We start from the raw sequence: 15,006 nt of genomic DNA on the forward strand, positions 1-15,006 counted from the left end.
GGCCGCAGAGCAAAGCGGTCAGCGCGGCGCCGCCGACGAGGGCACAAAGCAAGCAGCCGACCCGGCGCGGCCCCAGAGGGCGCAGCAAGCAGCCAGCCCTGCGCTGCCTCAGAGGCCGCAGAGCAAAGCGGTCAGCGCGGTGATTGCTGGGCGGTCACCGCGGCCGGGACCGACGGGTCGAAGAGCAACGTGAGGTGGTTGGCGTCGGCGCGGGCCGTCGTCAGGCGTGGCACCAGCGTCTGGGCCCGGGCCAGCGCCGCGTCGGACAGGAAAGGCTTGGCCTGGTCGTTGGCGCCGCGGGCCGCCGCGATCACGTGGACCGGCGCCGCCGACCTGGCCAGGGCGCCCAGCGTGGGCGGGCCGGCCAGGGCGTCCGCGGCGTCGTCGATCAGCCGGCCGTTGTCGACCCGGGGGCGCAGTGCGCCGGGCGGGCCAGCATGTAGCCGGCCCACTCCAGCATCGCCGGGCGCAGGTCCGGGCGGTTCGCGATGGCCTTGCCCTCGGCGGTGTTCGCGAAGGACTCCGGGTCGCGCCAGCGGCGGTCCAGCATTCGGGTGGATGCCCAGAACAGGGCCCGGACCACCGGACCGCGCATGAGGATCGACGGGTCGGGGGCCACGCCGCCGTCCAGCAGCACCACGCGGCGGGCCCGGTCGCCCAGCTTGTCGGCCAGCAGCGGGGCGAGGAACGCGCCCATCGAGTGGCCGATCACCACCACCTCGTGGAGCTGCAGTTCGTCCGCGACGCGGAGGACCGCCTGGGCGTGGCCGCGCAGTCCGGGGCCGGCGGCGACGCCGACGGAGCCGCCTCGGCCGGGCAGGTCGGGGGCGATCACGCGGTGGCCGGGCAGCGCCGCCGCGACCGCGCTCCACACCTGTGACGTGCTGGTCAGGCCGTGCAGGGCGAGCACCGCCGGCGAGTCCGCCGGGCCCCACTCGGCAACGGTCAGTCCCGCGACGACCCGTCGTTCACCCATTCCAGTCCCCGTCCGTGGTCGGCCAGAGGCCGCGCTGCTTGTAGACGTCGCGGAGAACCTCGACCCGGTCGGTCATGATGCCGTCTACACGCAGGTCGAGGAGGCGGTTCATCTCGGCCGGGTCGTCGATCGTCCAGACGTGGACTTGCAGGCCGAGCCGGTGGGCGTACCGGATGAATCTGGTGTCGGCCAGGGTGATCCGCCCGGAGCGCACCGGGACCTGGGCCGCGACCACCGACGCCGGCAGCCGCAGGCGCCGGCCCAGCAGGGACGCGATCCGCAGGCGGGCGATGCCGCGGCGGCCCAGCGAGGTGGCCACGGCGGGACCGGCCAGGGCGCGCGCCGTGGCGAGCCGCTCGTCGCTGAAGGACGCCAGCAGCACGCGGTCCTGGGCGGCGGATCGCTGGATCACCGAGACGGCGGGCGCGACGACCGGGCCGGACTTGAGGTCGATGTTGAAGCGCACCGAGGGCCACGCGCCGAGCACCTCGTCCAGCCGGGGCACCGCGCCGGCGCCGCCGATCCGGACCGACGCCAGGTCGGCCCAGCGCAGGTCCGAGATGGCCGACGCCTGGCCGGTCAGGCGGCGCAGGTCGCGGTCGTGGAAGACCACCGGCACGCCGTCGGCAGTGGCGTGCACGTCGGTCTCCACATAGCGGTAGCCGAGCGCGACCGCGCGGCCGAACGCCTCCGCGGTGTTCTCGTCGCCCTCCGCGGCGCCGCCCCGATGGGCGAACGCCAGCGGAGGCGCGCCGAGAAAACCCATGGTCACCAGGTTACGGCGATGTACTTCGACTCGAGGTATTCCAGCATTCCCTCGTGGCCGCCCTCGCGCCCGATGCCGCTCTGCTTGACCCCGCCGAACGGCGCCGCCGGGTCGCTGACCAGGCCGCGGTTGAGGCCGACCATGCCGGCCTCGATCGCCTCGCTGACCCGCAGGCCGCGGGCCAGATCGCCGGTGTAGACATACGCGACCAGCCCGTATTCGGTGTCGTTGGCGAGGCGCACGGCCTCCTCCTCGGACGAGAAGGTCACGATCGGCGCGACCGGCCCGAAGATCTCCTCGCGCAGGATCGGCGCATCGGGAGTGACCCCGGTCAGCACGGTCGGCGGGTAGTAGAAGCCGGGACCCTCGGGCCGGGCTCCGCCGATCACCGCGGACGCCCCGCCGGAGATGGCCTCCTTGACCAGGCTGTCCACCTTGTCGACGGTGTCCTCGTTGACCAGCGGTCCGACCTGGGTGTCCGGCGACGTGCCCGGGCCCATCCGCAGGGCCGACATCCGCGAGGCAAGCTCGTCCGAGAACGCGGAGGCGATCGAGGCCTCCACGAAGAACCGGTTCGCCGCCGTGCACGCCTCCCCGCCGTTGCGCATCTTGGCGATCATCGCCCCGTCGACGGCGGCGGAAAGGTCGGCGTCGGCGAAGACCACGAACGGCGCGTTGCCGCCGAGCTCCATCGACGTGTTGACCACGCTCTCCGCGGCCTTCGCGAGCAGCAACCGGCCGACCTCGGTCGAGCCGGTGAAGGAGATCTTGCGGACCCGGGGGTCGTCCAGCATCGCGTTGACGACCTTGCCGGAGCTGCGGGACGGCAGCACGTTGACCACCCCGGCCGGCACGCCCGCCTCGGCCAGGATCGCGGCCATGGCGAGTGCGGTGAGCGGGGTGTCGCTGGCCGGCTTGAGGATGACCGTGCAGCCGGCGGCCAACGCCGGGCCGATCTTGCGGGTGGCCATCGCGGCCGGGAAGTTCCACGGCGTGACCAGCACGCAGACGCCGACCGGCTGGCGCACCACCAGGATCCGGTTGGCGCCGGCCGGTGCGGTGCCGACCGTGCCCTCGGCGCGCACCGCCTCCTCCGCGTACCACCGGAAGAACTCGGCGGCGTACGTCACCTCGCCCTTCGCGTCGGTCAGCGCCTTGCCGTTCTCCAGGCTGATCAGCTTGGCCAGCTCGTCGGCGCGTTCGGTCATCAGGTCGAACGCGCGACGCAGAATCTCGGACCGCTGCCGGGGCGGGGTGGCCGCCCACTCGGGCAGGGCCGCGGCCGCCGCGTCGACGGCCGCTCCCGCGTCCTCCACGGTGCCGTCGGACACCGTGGCGATGACGTCGCCGGTGGCCGGGTCGAGCACGTCGAAGCGGGACGCGGCCGGCGCCCACTTGCCGCCGATGAAGAGATCGGTCTCCACTGCAACAACACCCCAAATCAGTATGGATTGGCGACGACCAGGTCCTGGGCCGGGAACAGGGTGAGGATGCGTGGCCCGTCAGGTGTCACCACGACCTCCTCCTCGATCCGCGCGGCCGAGAACCCGTCACTCGCCGGGCAGTAGGTCTCCAGTGCGAAGACCATGCCCACCTGCAGCTCCACCGGCTCGGTCATGCTGTTGAGCCGCGAGATGATGGGCCGCTCGTGCAAGCCCAAGCCTAGGCCGTGCCCGAACTGCAGGCCGAACGCCGCCATCTCGTTCTCGAAGCCGAACTCGGTCGCCTTCGGCCAGACCGAGGCGATCTCGTCGGTGCCCACTCCGGGTCGGACGGCGGCGATCGCCGCGTCCATCCATTCCCGTGCTTTCGCGTACGCCTCGCGTTGCGAAGCCGTGCTGCTGCCCACCCCGAGTGTCCGGTAGTAGCAGGTCCGGTACCCGTTGAACGAGTGAATGATGTCGAAGAACGCCTGGTCGCCGGGGCGGATGATGCGGTCGGTGAAGTTGTGCGGGTGCGGGTTGCAGCGCTCCCCCGACACCGCGTTCACCGCCTCGACCTGGTCCGAGCCCATCTCGTAGAGCCGCTTGTTGGCCAGCGCGACGATCTCGTTCTCCCGGATCCCCGGCTTGAGCACCTCGACGATGTCCTGGTAGACCCCGTCGACCATGGCCGCGGCCTGGTTGAGCAGCATGATCTCGTCGGCCGACTTGATCACCCGGGCGTCCAGCATGAGCTGCTGGGCGTCCACCACGGTGAGGCCCTGGCGCTGCATCTCGAAGAGGAAGGCGGGCTCGACGATGTCCACGCCGACCGGCTGGTCGGCCACCCCGGCGTCGGTGAGCATGCCCTTGATCTCGCGGACCGCCGACTCCATCAGCCCGGCCGAGGGGGCGATCGCGCCGCGCAGCCCGAGCATGCCCGCCCGGCAATCGTCAGGAGAAAGCCACGGCGAGTAGAGCTTGTGGTGCCGGGCGGCCGAGCCGAAGTCCCACAGGGTCGGTCCGGCGTCGCGGGTGAGCAGCGCGTACCGGGTCATCTTGTCGCCGAGCGCGCCGCCGATCCAGGTCTGCGTGGTGTAGCGGATGTTGTAGAAGTCGAAGAGCAGGAAGGCGCCGCACTCCGAGCCGGCCAGGGACTTGCGGGCGCGTTCCAGCCGGTAGCGACGCAGCCGGTCGAAGTCCACCCGCGTTTCGTAGTCGACCCCCATGTGCCCGGGGGCGCCCAGCGGCCGGGTCATGCCGAGAGCCCGTCGTCGACCACGACGTCCTCGGGCTTCAAGGAAAGTCCCGAGGCGGCGGCCTGCTGGTCCAGCAGGATGGCGAAGTCCTCGGTGACCCGGCCGCTGGACACGGTCGCCTGCACCAGCTGGGCGGTCAGCGCGGCCAGCGGCATCGGCACGTCCAGCTCGTGCCCGGCGGCCAGCCCCAGGTCGAAGTCCTTACGCAGCAGCAGCGGCGTGAACGTGGGTGTGTAGTCGAGGTGCACGAACGCGGGCGACTTGTAGCGAGTGAACATCGAGCCCATCACGCTGTCGTTGAGGAAGGCCAGAAACGCGGCGCGCGACACCCCGCCCTTCTCGGCGAGCACGGTGATCTCGGCCAGGCACTGGGTGACCACGCCGAGCATCAGGTTGTGGCAGATCTTCACCAGCCGGGCGACGTCGTCCTCGCCCACGTACGTGACACCCTTGCCGAGCGGCTCGAGCAGGTGCTCGACCTTGCGGAAGGTCTCCTCCGAGCCGCTCACGCAGAGCGACAGCCGGCCGGCCTTGACCACCTTGGCGTTGCCGCTGACCGGCGCGGAGAGGAACTCGACGCCGAGTTCGGCGGCGGCCACCCGGATCATCGCGGACGACTCGGTGGAGACTGTCGAGCAGTCCACCACGATGCTCGGCAGCCGGGCCGGGTCGGCGAGCAGTCCGCCCTCGCCGAGCAGCACCTGCTCCAGGTCCTTCGCGGTGGAGACCATGGTGAACACCACGTCCCGGTCACGCAGGTCGGCGATCTCGCCGGCCACCGCGCACCCGGTCGCCTCCGCCTTCGCCCGGGTGCGGTTCCAGATCATCGGGGCCGCTCCGGCGTGGTGCAGCCGGATCGCCATGGCCGCGCCCATCCGGCCCGCGCCGATCCAGCCGACGGTCAGAGCACTCATCACGAAACCTCACTTGATTGCGAGCTGGAAGTCGGTGCGGGCGCCGCGGCGCCGCCCAGGTACAGGGTTGCCATTTCGGGGTGGTCCTTGACCTCGGCCGCGGTGCCGGTGAGCCGCACCTTGCCGCCCTCCATCACCACGCCGTGGGTGGCCAGGCCGAGGCCGAGCCGCACGTTCTGCTCGACCAGCAGCACCGTGGTGCCGCCGCCGTTCAGGCTCTGGATCAGCTCGGCCACCGCGGCCAGGCTCTTCGGGTCCAGGCCCAGGGACGGCTCGTCGAGCAGCAGCAGCCGCGGGTCGAGCATCAGGCAGCGGGCGATCTCCACCATCCGGCGCTGCCCACCGGACAGGTTGCCCGCGGTGTCGCCGGCGCGCTCCTTGACGATCGGGATGCGGTCCACGATCACGTCGTAGCGCTCGGCCAGCAGCTTGCGGTTGCGGCGGATCAGGAAGCCGCCGAGCTGCACGTTCTCGCGGACGGTCATCTGCGGGAACAGCGCGTCGGACTGCGGCACCTGGGTGATGCCGAGCCGCAGGATCTCGTCCGGAGCCAGGCTGTCCATGCGCCTGCCGTCCATCTCGATCGAGCCGTCACCGCAGCGCAGCAGCCCGCTGATCACCTTGAGCACTGTCGACTTGCCCGCGCCGTTCGGCCCCACGATGCAGGTCACCGTGCGGTCGGCGCAGTGCAGGTCGACACCCTGCAGCACGTTCCCGCCGCCGTATCCGGCGGTCACTCCGCTAAGCGTGAGCATCGAGCGTCCTCTCCACCTCGGGCGGGGTCTCGGCCTGCCAGTCGTCGCCCAGGTAGGCGTCGAGCACCACCGGGTCGTGCCGGATCTGCTGCGGCGGGCCGTAGGCGATCGGCTTGCCGCGGGCGAACACGTGCACCGGGTCGCACAGGTCCAGCACCAGCGGAATGTTGTGCTCGACCACCAGGAACGAGACGCCGCTGCGGTTCAGCTCGCGGATCACCTCGGTGAGCCGGCCCAGCAGGCTCGGGTTCACGCCGCCGGCCGGTTCGTCGAGCAGGATCAGCTTCGGCTCGAGCATCAGCACCTGGGCCAGCTCGACGAGCTTCTGCTGGCCGTAGGACAGGTCGCCGGCCCGCTGAGCGCCGAAACTGCCCAGCCCGACGATGTCCAGCAACTCCTTGGCCCGCTGCGCCTCGGCGCCGCTGACCGCGTCCGCGAACATGGTGCGCACCCGGCTGTCCGGCAGCGGCGCGACCACGTTCTGCAGGACCGTCATCTCCTTGAAGAGCCGGGTCACCTGGAAGGTGCGGCCCAGTCCGAGATGCCCGCGGGTCCACGGGTTGAGCCTGTCGATCCGCTCGCCGTCGAACCACACCTCGCCCTCGTCGGCGGCCATCGTGCCGGTGATCAGGTTGAACAGGGTGGTCTTGCCGGACCCGTTCGGGCCGATCAGCGCGGTGATCGAGCCGCGTTCCACGGTCAGGTCGGCGTGATCCACGGCGACCAGTCCGCCGAAGCGCTTGGTCGCGCCCTTCACTTCGAGCAGCGGGCCGGTTTCGGTCGCGGGAGGAGCGAGGCGTTCGCGGACCACGGTCGTGTCGTGCGACAACGCGCCGACCTGGTTCGTGTATGACGTCTCCACCGGATGCCGCTTGCGCCACGCCTTCTCGAAGGTGGGCAGCAGGCCGGCCGGCAGGAACAGCACGACCAGCACCAGGATGCCGCCGAGCAGCAGCACCCGCGACGAGCTGCCGCCGCCGAAGACGGTCGCGCCCTCGGTGAGCAGCTGCACGATGAATGCGCCGAGCACCGGGCCGTAGAGCGTGCCGCGACCGCCGACCAGCGCGGACAGCACGATCATGACGCTGCCCAGGATCGCGAACGACCCCACCGGGTTGATGAACGTCTGGAAGTACGCGTAGACGCCACCCGCCACGCCGATGAAGAACGCGCTGGCCCCGTACGCCAGGATCTTGAAGATCGTGGTGTTGACCCCGATCGACGCGGCCTTGCCCTCGTCCTCGCGGATGGCCACCAGCCCGGTGCCGAACTTGGTGCGGGCGATCCACGCGCTGAACAGCACGGTCAGCACCAGCAGCAGCAGGAAGACGTAGTAGAACGGGATGTTCTGGAAATCGTTGCTCCAGAACGGCAGGTCGAGCGTGATCCCGTCCGAGCCGTTGGTGAGCGTGTCGAAGTTGGTCGCCACGATCTGCGCGGCGAGCAGCAACGCGATGGTGATGATGACAAAGGCATGACCACGGGTACGCAGGACGACCGACCCGATCAGCACCGCCACCAGCACCGCGACCACCCCGCCCAGCGGCGCCACCCAGAGCGGGTTGACGCCGGTGTGCAACGCGATGATCGCCGCGGTGTAGGAGCCGAGCCCGAGGAACATGCTGTGGCCCAGCGACACGTAGCCGGCGAACCCGGAGACGATGTTCCAGCTGGACGCCTGCACGGCGAGCAGGAACGCGAGCAGCAGAACGCCCTGCGGATAGGGCTGCCACGGGTTGATGACCGGATAGATCAGCAATGCGAGCAGCGCGATCCCGGCGATCAGATGCCGGCGCGGAATCCTCTTGAGGAAGGTCATGCTGGGCCGGTCTGCAATGCCCTGGGATCCTCCGCTGCGCTGTGTCTGATCGGTCATGCCATGTCCTCCCGCAGCTTGGCGCCGAACAGACCCTGCGGCCGAACGAGCAGGACGGCCATGATCACCAGGTAGAAGACCAGCGTCGACCACTGCAGGCCGCCGTAGGTGGCGGTGAGCGTCTCGGCCAGGCCCAGGATCAGCGCACCCGTCAGCGCACCGGGCAGGCTGCCCATGCCGCCCAGCACCACGATGCCGAGCAGCCGGGAGATCCAGTCGTAGTGCGAGGCCGGGAAGAACGGGTAGAGCGTGGAGAGGATCGAGCCGCCCACCCCAGCGCTGGCACTGCCCAGCGCGAAGGCGAGCGCCGCCGTGGCGGTCGCGCCGATGCCGACCAGCGCGGCCGCCGACGGGTTCTGCGAGGTGGCCCGGATGGCCCGGCCGGTCCAGGTGCGGGTCAGCACGACGTAGAGGCCGGCCAGCACGGCGACCGCGGCGAGGAACCCGTACACCTGGGCCTTCGGCAGCAGGATGCCGCCGACCGAGAACGACTCCTCGAAATAGGACGGGGTGGCCGAGCGGAACCGGTTACCCACCGTCACGTTGAGGACGCCCTCGATGACCAGCGCCAGCCCGAAGGTCAGCAGCACCGACATGGACGGCGACTGCCCCCGGATCCGGGAGATGACGAACCGGTACGTGACCCAGCCCAGCCCGAACATCAACGGCGTGGTGATCACCGCGGCCAGGATCGGGTCGATCCCGATCGTCCGCCACAGCCACCAGGTGAACGTGGCGACCAGGATCAGGAAGGCGCCCTGGGCGATGTTGATGATGCGCAGCACCCCGAAGATCAGGGTGAGCCCGGAGGCCATCAGCGCGTACACGCCACCGATGAGCACGCCGAGGGCGAGCGCCTGGACGAACTGGGTCATGTCCGGTCACTTCCAGACGGGCTTGGGGTTCACGACGGTGGTCGAGGTGGCCGCCTCCGCCGGGGCCACCACCTGCGCCTTGCCGTTCTGCCACTGGGCCAGCAGGAACTTGCCGTTCGGCTCGCCGGTGTCCTTCCAGGACAGCGGGCCGAGGATGGTGCTCACCTCGTTGGCGTGCAGCCAGTCGCGCAGCTTGGGCTGGTCCAGCGAGCCGACCGCGGTCACCCCGGCCGCGAGCGCCTCGGCCGCGGCATAGGCGTCTGCCGCGTCCTCCGCCGGATCGGCGTCGGCATAGGCCTTCTTGTACGCCGCCACGAACTCGGCGTTCTTCGGTGTCTTCGCGTCCTGGTGCCAGCTGACCGTGTAGAACACGCCCTCGGTGCTGCCCACCCCGACGCCGTCGCTGTACTGGCCGGCGTTGCTGGGCGCGGACGTCTGGAACATGATCTTCGGCGAGTAGTTCAGCTGCTTCAGCGACCGGACCAGACCGACGCCGTCCTCGAAGACCGCGCCCTGAGCGATCAGGTCGGGCTTCTTCGACGACATCTGCGAGGCGATGGACTGGAAGTTGGTGGTGTCCGCCGGGTACGTCGAGGTGAACACGGTCTGCACGCCGAGCGCCTCGAGCTGCTTCTGCATGCTCTCGATCACCGGCGCCGCGAACGGGTCGTCCTGCGACGGGTACGCCGCGGTCTTGGGCCGGTCCGCCTCGGGCAGCGTCTTGATCCAGTCGACGAACACGTCGGCCTGGTGCGGCGCGGTGGCCGGCTGTGCGAAGAACAGGTATTTGAAGCCGCGGGTGAACATCTTCTCCGCGCCGCCGGCCGGCTCGATGAACACCTTGCCGTTCTTCTCCGCCACCGCGGAGGCCGGGAAGTTGAGCAGCGACGAGAACGTGCCCAGGACCAGGTCGACCTTGTCCTGCGTGATCAGCTTGGTGTAGTCGGTGACCACCGTGTCCTGGCTGCTCGCGTCGTCCACGATCTTCAGCTGGACCTGGCGCCCGAGCAGACCGCCGGCCGCGTTGATCTGGGCGGCCCAGACCTCGTAGCCGCGCTTGGCCTCGCCGCCGGGCTGGGAGAAGTCACCGGTCAGCGGCAGCGAGATGCCGATGGTGATGGGCTGGTCCGTCTCGGTGGCGGTCTGCTCCGAGGGACGGGAACCGCAGGCGCCGAGTGACACGACGGCCGCGAGGGAGGCGGCCAGAACGGCGCGCCGGTTTATCGGACGGGGGGAAATATTCATTCGGGCCCTCCACGATGAGGCGCGGTCAGCGGCACCGCAATCGATTGCGATTGCAAGCATGTCTACGGTGTTGCGTAGATGTCAAGATCTGGGGCTTGCCGTTCCGCAATCGGTTGCGGCAGAGTGGCGGAGGTGATCCGCATCGGGACCTTCACTCCGTCCGTCCTGCTCCGCGTGGCCCGCCGCCTCGGCCGGCTGCCCGGCGAGGTGACCGAGATTCCGGTGGCCTCCTCGCCGGCTCAGTTCGCCGCGCTCGCCGACGGCTCGCTGGACGCCGCGCTCACCTCCCCCGACAACGTGCTCGGGCGCCCGGGGCTGGACGTGCCGGTGGCCGCCGCCATCGACCGCGGCATGGGCCTGGCGCTCTACAGCAAACGAGCGCCCGACGACCTGGCCGGCGCCACCTTCGGCGTGGACGTCCCCAACTCCGGCTTCGCCTTCGCGATGTACGCGATCCTCGACGAGCTGGGCGTCTCCGAGCCGGTGGTCACCGCGCTCGGCGCCACCCCGAAACGGCTGCGCGCGCTGCTCGCCGGCGAGTGCGACGCGACCATGCTCAATGCGGGCAACGAGCTGGTCGCCCTCGATGCCGGATTCGTGCCGCTGGGCGTGGCGCCTCGGCCGTACCTGGGCACCGTGCTGCTCACCCGCGACCCGGCGCTGACCGCCGCCCTGGTCGGCACGGCCGCGACGATCTGCGCCGGCGAGGCGGACGACCTGGTGATCACCGAGGCGCGCGACGCGCTCGGGCTGCCCGCCCCGCTGGCCCGGCGCTACCTGCACCGGATGCGTTCGGCCGAGGAGGGCCTGATCCCGGACGGCGTGGTCGACCCGGCGGCCATGGCCACGGTCACCGGGCTGCGCCACCGGTACGGCGGATGACCGAGCCCACCCGCGGCTCGTTGCGGCTGCTCCAGGCGAGCTCGTTCGTCAGCACGCTGGACCGGTTCGGGATGCCGCCGATGCTGGTGGTGATGGCCGCCGCGCTGGACGTGCCGCTGTCCACGATCGTCTGGGCGGCCGGGTTGTACTACCTGGCATACGGAGTGATGCAACCGGTCTGGGGCGTGGTGTCCGACCGGCTCGGCCGGGTGCGCACCCTGCGGCTCTCGCTGTCGCTGGCCGCGCTCGGCTCGGTCGCGTCCGCCTGCGTGCTCAACGCGACCCAGCTCGGCATCGCCCGCGCGGTGACCGGCGCGCTGTTCGCGGCGGCCATCCCGACCGGCCTGATCTACGTCGGCGACACCGTGCCCGGCGTCCGGCGGCAGACCGAGATCACCAACCTGATGACCGGGGTGGCGGTCGGCACCGCACTCGCCGCGGTCGGCGCCGGGGCGCTGGCCGCGTCGGTGAGCTGGCGGATCCCGTTCGCGGTGTCGGCGGTCCTCGCGGCCACCCTCGCGGTGCTGCTGCGCCGGCTGCCCGAGCCACAGACCGGGCGGGCCCCCGAGCCGATGCTCGCGCCGGCCCGCCGCCTGATCCGATCGCGCAGCGCCCTGCTGGTGCTGGCGCTCGCCCTGCTCGAGGGCGCGGTCCTGCTCGGGGCGCTCACCCTGCTGCCGGCCGCGATCGAGCAGGCCGGCACCGGCACCGCGCTGGCCGGCGCGATCACCGCGGTGTACGGCGTCGCGGTGTACGGCTTCGCCCGGCTCACCGGCTATCTGTCCCGGCGCCGCCCGGCGTGGTGGCTGATCGCGGCCGGCGCGACCGCGGCCGTCGCCGCCTGCCTGCTGGCCGCCGTCTCCCGCGCGCCGGTGGCCGCGGCCGGCGTGGCGGTGCTGCTGGGGCTGGCCTGGGCGGGCATGCACTCGTCACTGCAGACCTGGGCCACCCTGGTGCTGCCGTCCGCACGGGCCACCGTGGTGTCCTTGTTCGCCGGGTCGCTGTTCGCGGGCAGCGCGATCACTTCGGCGCTGTTCGCGGGGCCGGCCTCGGACGGCCGGTTCACGTTGATCTATGCGGCGCTGGCGATCGGCTGCGTGCCGCTCGGCGCACTGGCCACCATCGCCCGCGCTCGCTGGCGGGAACCCGCCCTGATCGGAGACCAACGATGAGCGTCCCTAGACTCAGCCGCGTGCCGGCACCGACGCTCCGCGACGTGGCGAACCTGGCCGGCGTCCACCCGGCCACCGCCTCCCGCGCCCTGAACCCCTCGACCCGGGCCCTGGTCAACGCGGACACCGCCCGCAAGGTGCTGCGCGCCGCCGAGTCGATCGGCTACCAGCCCAACCCGATCGCGCGCAGCCTCAAGACCGCCCGCACGTCGACCGTCGGACTGGTCATCCCCGACCTGACCAACCCGCTGTTCCCGCCGATCGTGCGCGGCATCGAGGACGTGCTGTCCGCGGCGGGATACAGCGCCTGGATCGTGAACACCGACAACGACCCGGCCCGCGAGGAGACACAGGTCGAGTCGCTGCGCTCGCGCCAGGTCGAGGGGCTGATCATCGCCACCGCCCGGCGCGAGCATCCGCTGCTCGACCGGCTGCACGCCCACGGCGTACGGATCGTGCTGGTCAACCGCAAGGTGGACGACCTGGACCTGCCGTCCGTGACGGCCGACGACGAAGCCGGCATCCGGATGGCGGTGGCGCACCTGGCCGGCCTGGGGCACCGCCGGATCGCCCACCTGGCCGGGCCGCAGGACACGTCGACCGGGGTGAGCCGGTCCCGGGCGTTCCGGCACGCGGTGCGCGACCTCGGGCTGGACGACGACCCCGAGCTGATGGTCGAGTGCGGCTACTGGTCGGAGAACCAGGGCGCGGCCGGCCTGCGCACGATGCTCGACGCCGGCACCCGGTTCACCGGCATCGTGGCCGGCAACGACCTGATCGCGCTGGGCTGCTACGACGTGTTCGCCGAGCGCGGCATCGACTGCCCCGGCGAGATCAGCGTCGTCGGCTTCAACGAGATGCCGTTCCTCGACAAGATGAGCCCGCCGCTGACCACGGTGAGCGTGCCGCACTACGAGATCGGCAGCGAGGCGGCCCGGCTGCTGCTGGACACCCTGGAGGACCCGGACCGGCACCCGCGCTCGGTGCTGATGTCCCCGTCGCTGGTGGTCCGAGCTTCCACCGCGGCGCCTGCCTAGATCGCGATTTCGTGGGGTACAGCCTCCACATGACCACCGTCGACGAACGCGAACGCACCTTCTTCGGCCAGCCGCGCATGCTCGCCAGCCTGTTCGGCGTCGAGCTGTGGGAGCGGTTCTCGTTCTACGGCATGCAGGGCATCCTGCTGATCTACCTGTACTACACCGCCGCCCAGGGCGGGCTCGGCATCGACCAGGACACGGCGACCAGCATCGTCGGCGCGTACGGCGGCAGCGTCTACCTGGCCACGGTGATCGGCGCCTGGCTGGCCGACCGCATCTTCGGCCCCGAGCGAGTCCTGTTCGGAGCGGCCATCCTGGTGATGATCGGCCACCTCTGCCTGGCCGTCATCCCCGGCATCGCCGGCGTGGCGGCCGGCCTGATCTGCATCGCGCTCGGCAGCGGCGGCGTCAAGGCCACCGCGACCGCCCTGGTCGGCACCCTCTACGCCGCCGACGACGAACGCCGCGACGCCGGCTTCTCCCTGTTCTACCTGGGCATCAACCTCGGAGCGCTGGTCGGCCCGCTGCTGACCGGCCTGCTCCAGCAGGAGGCCGGTTTCCACTGGGGCTTCGGCCTGGCCGCGGCCGGCATGGCGATCGGCCTGACCCAGTACGCGATCGCCCGCCGCCACCTGAGCGACGCGGCCCGCGAGGTGGCGAACCCGCTGCCCGCCGACCGCCGACCGCTGGTCGCGGCGATCGCCGCCGCGGGAGTCGTGGCCATCGCGGTGCTGGCCTTCGCGGGCCTGATCCCCGCCGCCCGCCTCTCCACCATCGTGGTGATCCTGAGCATCATCGCCGCGGTCGCCTACTTCGCCGTGATCCTGAGCAGCCACAAGGTCAACGCCACCGAGCGCCGCCGGGTGATCGCGTTCATCCCGCTGTTCCTGACGAGCGCCGTCTTCTGGTCCCTCTACCAGCAACAGTTCACCGTCGTCACGGTCTACTCCGACCAGCGCCTGAACCGCGACCTCTTCGGCTGGACCATGCCGGTCTCCTGGGTGCAGTCGATCAACCCGGTCTTCATCATCGTGCTGTCCGGCGTATTCGCCGCCCTGTGGACCAGACTGGGCCCGCGCCAGCCGTCGACCCCGGTGAAGTTCGGCCTGGGCACGATCATCATGGGCGTGGCCTTCCTGCTCTTCCTCCCCCTGGCCGGCGGCGGCCCGAACAGCGCCCCGCTGCTCGCCCTGGCCGGCATCCTGCTGGTCTTCACGGTCGCCGAACTGCTGCTCTCCCCCGTCGGCCTGTCGGTGTCGACCAAGCTGGCGCCCGAGGCCTTCCGCACCCAGATGGTCGCCCTGTTCTTTCTGTCGGTGGCCCTGGGCACGGCGATGTCCGGCACGCTGGCCGGCTACTACAGCGAGGACCACGAGGTCCCGTATTTCGGCATCCTCGGCGCAATCGCCATCGTGGTCGGCGCGATCGTCGTGGCCCTGACTCCGATGCTGCGCCGCCAGATGTCCGGCGTCCGCTGACGTACCCGCTGTGGGCGCGTCGCCGGTTCTTTCCCCGGCGCGACGTTGCCCCCGGGTTGTGGCCGTTCCTGGGGTTCGTTGTGGCGTCGGGCCTTGGGTGGGTTGGCGGGGGCTCTTCTTGTATTCGGTGGCGGCTTGGTGAGTGCGTGATGGTTGCTGTCCGGCCGCGGATCTCTTTGTTTGGTTCGGGTTGGTCTCTCAAACTCGAGCTGTTTCGCCCTGCTTTTGGGTTGCTCGTGGTGGGTTGGCTCGTCGTTGTCGGGTTGGCGGGGTCAGTGCGTGGTGGGTGGCGGTGGTGGGTCGGGGGTGTGTTGTTCCCGCCAACCCCACGCGGGAACAACACACCC

14 protein-coding genes are annotated in these 15,006 nt (G+C 70.9%); 4 read left to right on the top strand and 10 right to left on the bottom strand.

Going from position 1 to position 15,006, the window contains the following annotated elements:
* Nucleotides 1-131: 131 nt before the first annotated feature.
* Genes ACZ6TI_RS16495 through ACZ6TI_RS16540 form a run of 10 tightly spaced genes read right to left on the bottom strand, consistent with a single transcriptional unit; the run spans nt 132 to nt 10,087 of the window.
* Nucleotides 132-452: a hypothetical protein gene (locus ACZ6TI_RS16495; RefSeq protein WP_465345888.1), complete on the bottom strand. Its 321-nt coding sequence runs from the start codon at nt 450-452 to the stop codon at nt 132-134.
* On the bottom strand, nt 389-976 hold the full coding sequence (locus ACZ6TI_RS16500) for an alpha/beta fold hydrolase (RefSeq protein ID WP_465345889.1): 588 nt from the start codon (nt 974-976) through the stop codon (nt 389-391). Before ACZ6TI_RS16500 ends, ACZ6TI_RS16495 begins: the two co-directional genes overlap by 64 nt.
* Nucleotides 969-1,742, bottom strand: a complete 774-nt coding sequence (locus tag ACZ6TI_RS16505; RefSeq protein ID WP_465345890.1) for a glycerophosphodiester phosphodiesterase — start codon at nt 1,740-1,742, stop codon at nt 969-971. Before ACZ6TI_RS16505 ends, ACZ6TI_RS16500 begins: the two co-directional genes overlap by 8 nt.
* A 2-nt stretch (nt 1,743-1,744) precedes the next feature.
* Entirely contained in the window at nt 1,745-3,166 is a 1,422-nt protein-coding gene (locus tag ACZ6TI_RS16510) for an NAD-dependent succinate-semialdehyde dehydrogenase (RefSeq protein WP_465345891.1), read from the bottom strand.
* Between the two features lie 17 nt (nt 3,167-3,183).
* The gene (locus ACZ6TI_RS16515; protein ID WP_465345892.1) at nt 3,184-4,422 is read right to left on the bottom strand and encodes a M24 family metallopeptidase; all 1,239 of its coding nucleotides are present in this window, start codon (nt 4,420-4,422) and stop codon (nt 3,184-3,186) included.
* A complete protein-coding gene (locus tag ACZ6TI_RS16520) occupies nt 4,419-5,336 on the bottom strand; it encodes an NAD(P)-dependent oxidoreductase (protein WP_465345893.1) in 918 nt (305 codons plus the stop codon). Before ACZ6TI_RS16520 ends, ACZ6TI_RS16515 begins: the two co-directional genes overlap by 4 nt.
* Entirely contained in the window at nt 5,336-6,091 is a 756-nt protein-coding gene (locus ACZ6TI_RS16525; protein WP_465345894.1) for an ABC transporter ATP-binding protein, read from the bottom strand. The genes ACZ6TI_RS16520 and ACZ6TI_RS16525 overlap by 1 nt, the downstream gene beginning before the upstream one ends.
* Nucleotides 6,078-7,967 (bottom strand): branched-chain amino acid ABC transporter ATP-binding protein/permease, encoded by a 1,890-nt coding sequence (locus ACZ6TI_RS16530; RefSeq protein ID WP_465345895.1) that lies wholly within the window; start codon nt 7,965-7,967, stop codon nt 6,078-6,080. The genes ACZ6TI_RS16525 and ACZ6TI_RS16530 overlap by 14 nt, the downstream gene beginning before the upstream one ends.
* Complete coding sequence (locus tag ACZ6TI_RS16535) at nt 7,964-8,842, bottom strand: branched-chain amino acid ABC transporter permease (protein ID WP_465345896.1); 879 nt, start codon at nt 8,840-8,842, stop codon at nt 7,964-7,966. The genes ACZ6TI_RS16530 and ACZ6TI_RS16535 overlap by 4 nt, the downstream gene beginning before the upstream one ends.
* 6 nt (nt 8,843-8,848) lie before the next feature.
* A complete protein-coding gene (locus ACZ6TI_RS16540) occupies nt 8,849-10,087 on the bottom strand; it encodes an amino acid ABC transporter substrate-binding protein (protein WP_465345897.1) in 1,239 nt (412 codons plus the stop codon).
* A gap of 132 nt (nt 10,088-10,219) precedes the next feature.
* Between ACZ6TI_RS16540 and ACZ6TI_RS16545 the strand changes: the two genes are divergently transcribed.
* Genes ACZ6TI_RS16545 through ACZ6TI_RS16560 form a run of 4 tightly spaced genes read left to right on the top strand, consistent with a single transcriptional unit; the run spans nt 10,220 to nt 14,659 of the window.
* A complete protein-coding gene (locus ACZ6TI_RS16545; RefSeq protein WP_465345898.1) occupies nt 10,220-10,969 on the top strand; it encodes a substrate-binding domain-containing protein in 750 nt (249 codons plus the stop codon).
* Complete coding sequence (locus tag ACZ6TI_RS16550) at nt 10,966-12,141, top strand: MFS transporter (RefSeq protein WP_465345899.1); 1,176 nt, start codon at nt 10,966-10,968, stop codon at nt 12,139-12,141. The genes ACZ6TI_RS16545 and ACZ6TI_RS16550 overlap by 4 nt, the downstream gene beginning before the upstream one ends.
* 20 nt (nt 12,142-12,161) lie before the next feature.
* Nucleotides 12,162-13,178, top strand: a complete 1,017-nt coding sequence (locus ACZ6TI_RS16555; protein WP_465345900.1) for a LacI family DNA-binding transcriptional regulator — start codon at nt 12,162-12,164, stop codon at nt 13,176-13,178.
* 29 nt (nt 13,179-13,207) lie between these two features.
* The gene (locus ACZ6TI_RS16560) at nt 13,208-14,659 is read left to right on the top strand and encodes a peptide MFS transporter (protein WP_465345901.1); all 1,452 of its coding nucleotides are present in this window, start codon (nt 13,208-13,210) and stop codon (nt 14,657-14,659) included.
* The last annotated feature ends 347 nt before the right edge of the window (nt 14,660-15,006 follow it).

Source organism: Actinoplanes sp. NPDC051388 (genome assembly GCF_055586225.1).

Excerpts from the sequence above, each read along its gene's own strand:
- ACZ6TI_RS16560 (WP_465345901.1), top strand. The coding sequence starts at position 13,208 with ATGACCACCGTCGACGAACGCGAACGCACCTTCTTCGGCCAGCCGCGC.
- ACZ6TI_RS16525 (WP_465345894.1), bottom strand. The coding sequence starts at position 6,091 with ATGCTCACGCTTAGCGGAGTGACCGCCGGATACGGCGGCGGGAACGTG.
- ACZ6TI_RS16535 (WP_465345896.1), bottom strand. The coding sequence starts at position 8,842 with ATGACCCAGTTCGTCCAGGCGCTCGCCCTCGGCGTGCTCATCGGTGGC.
- ACZ6TI_RS16500 (WP_465345889.1), bottom strand. The coding sequence starts at position 976 with ATGGGTGAACGACGGGTCGTCGCGGGACTGACCGTTGCCGAGTGGGGC.
- ACZ6TI_RS16520 (WP_465345893.1), bottom strand. The coding sequence starts at position 5,336 with ATGAGTGCTCTGACCGTCGGCTGGATCGGCGCGGGCCGGATGGGCGCG.
- ACZ6TI_RS16505 (WP_465345890.1), bottom strand. The coding sequence starts at position 1,742 with ATGGGTTTTCTCGGCGCGCCTCCGCTGGCGTTCGCCCATCGGGGCGGC.
- ACZ6TI_RS16550 (WP_465345899.1), top strand. The coding sequence starts at position 10,966 with ATGACCGAGCCCACCCGCGGCTCGTTGCGGCTGCTCCAGGCGAGCTCG.
- ACZ6TI_RS16530 (WP_465345895.1), bottom strand. The coding sequence starts at position 7,967 with ATGACCGATCAGACACAGCGCAGCGGAGGATCCCAGGGCATTGCAGAC.
- ACZ6TI_RS16515 (WP_465345892.1), bottom strand. The coding sequence starts at position 4,422 with ATGACCCGGCCGCTGGGCGCCCCCGGGCACATGGGGGTCGACTACGAA.
- ACZ6TI_RS16540 (WP_465345897.1), bottom strand. The coding sequence starts at position 10,087 with ATGAATATTTCCCCCCGTCCGATAAACCGGCGCGCCGTTCTGGCCGCC.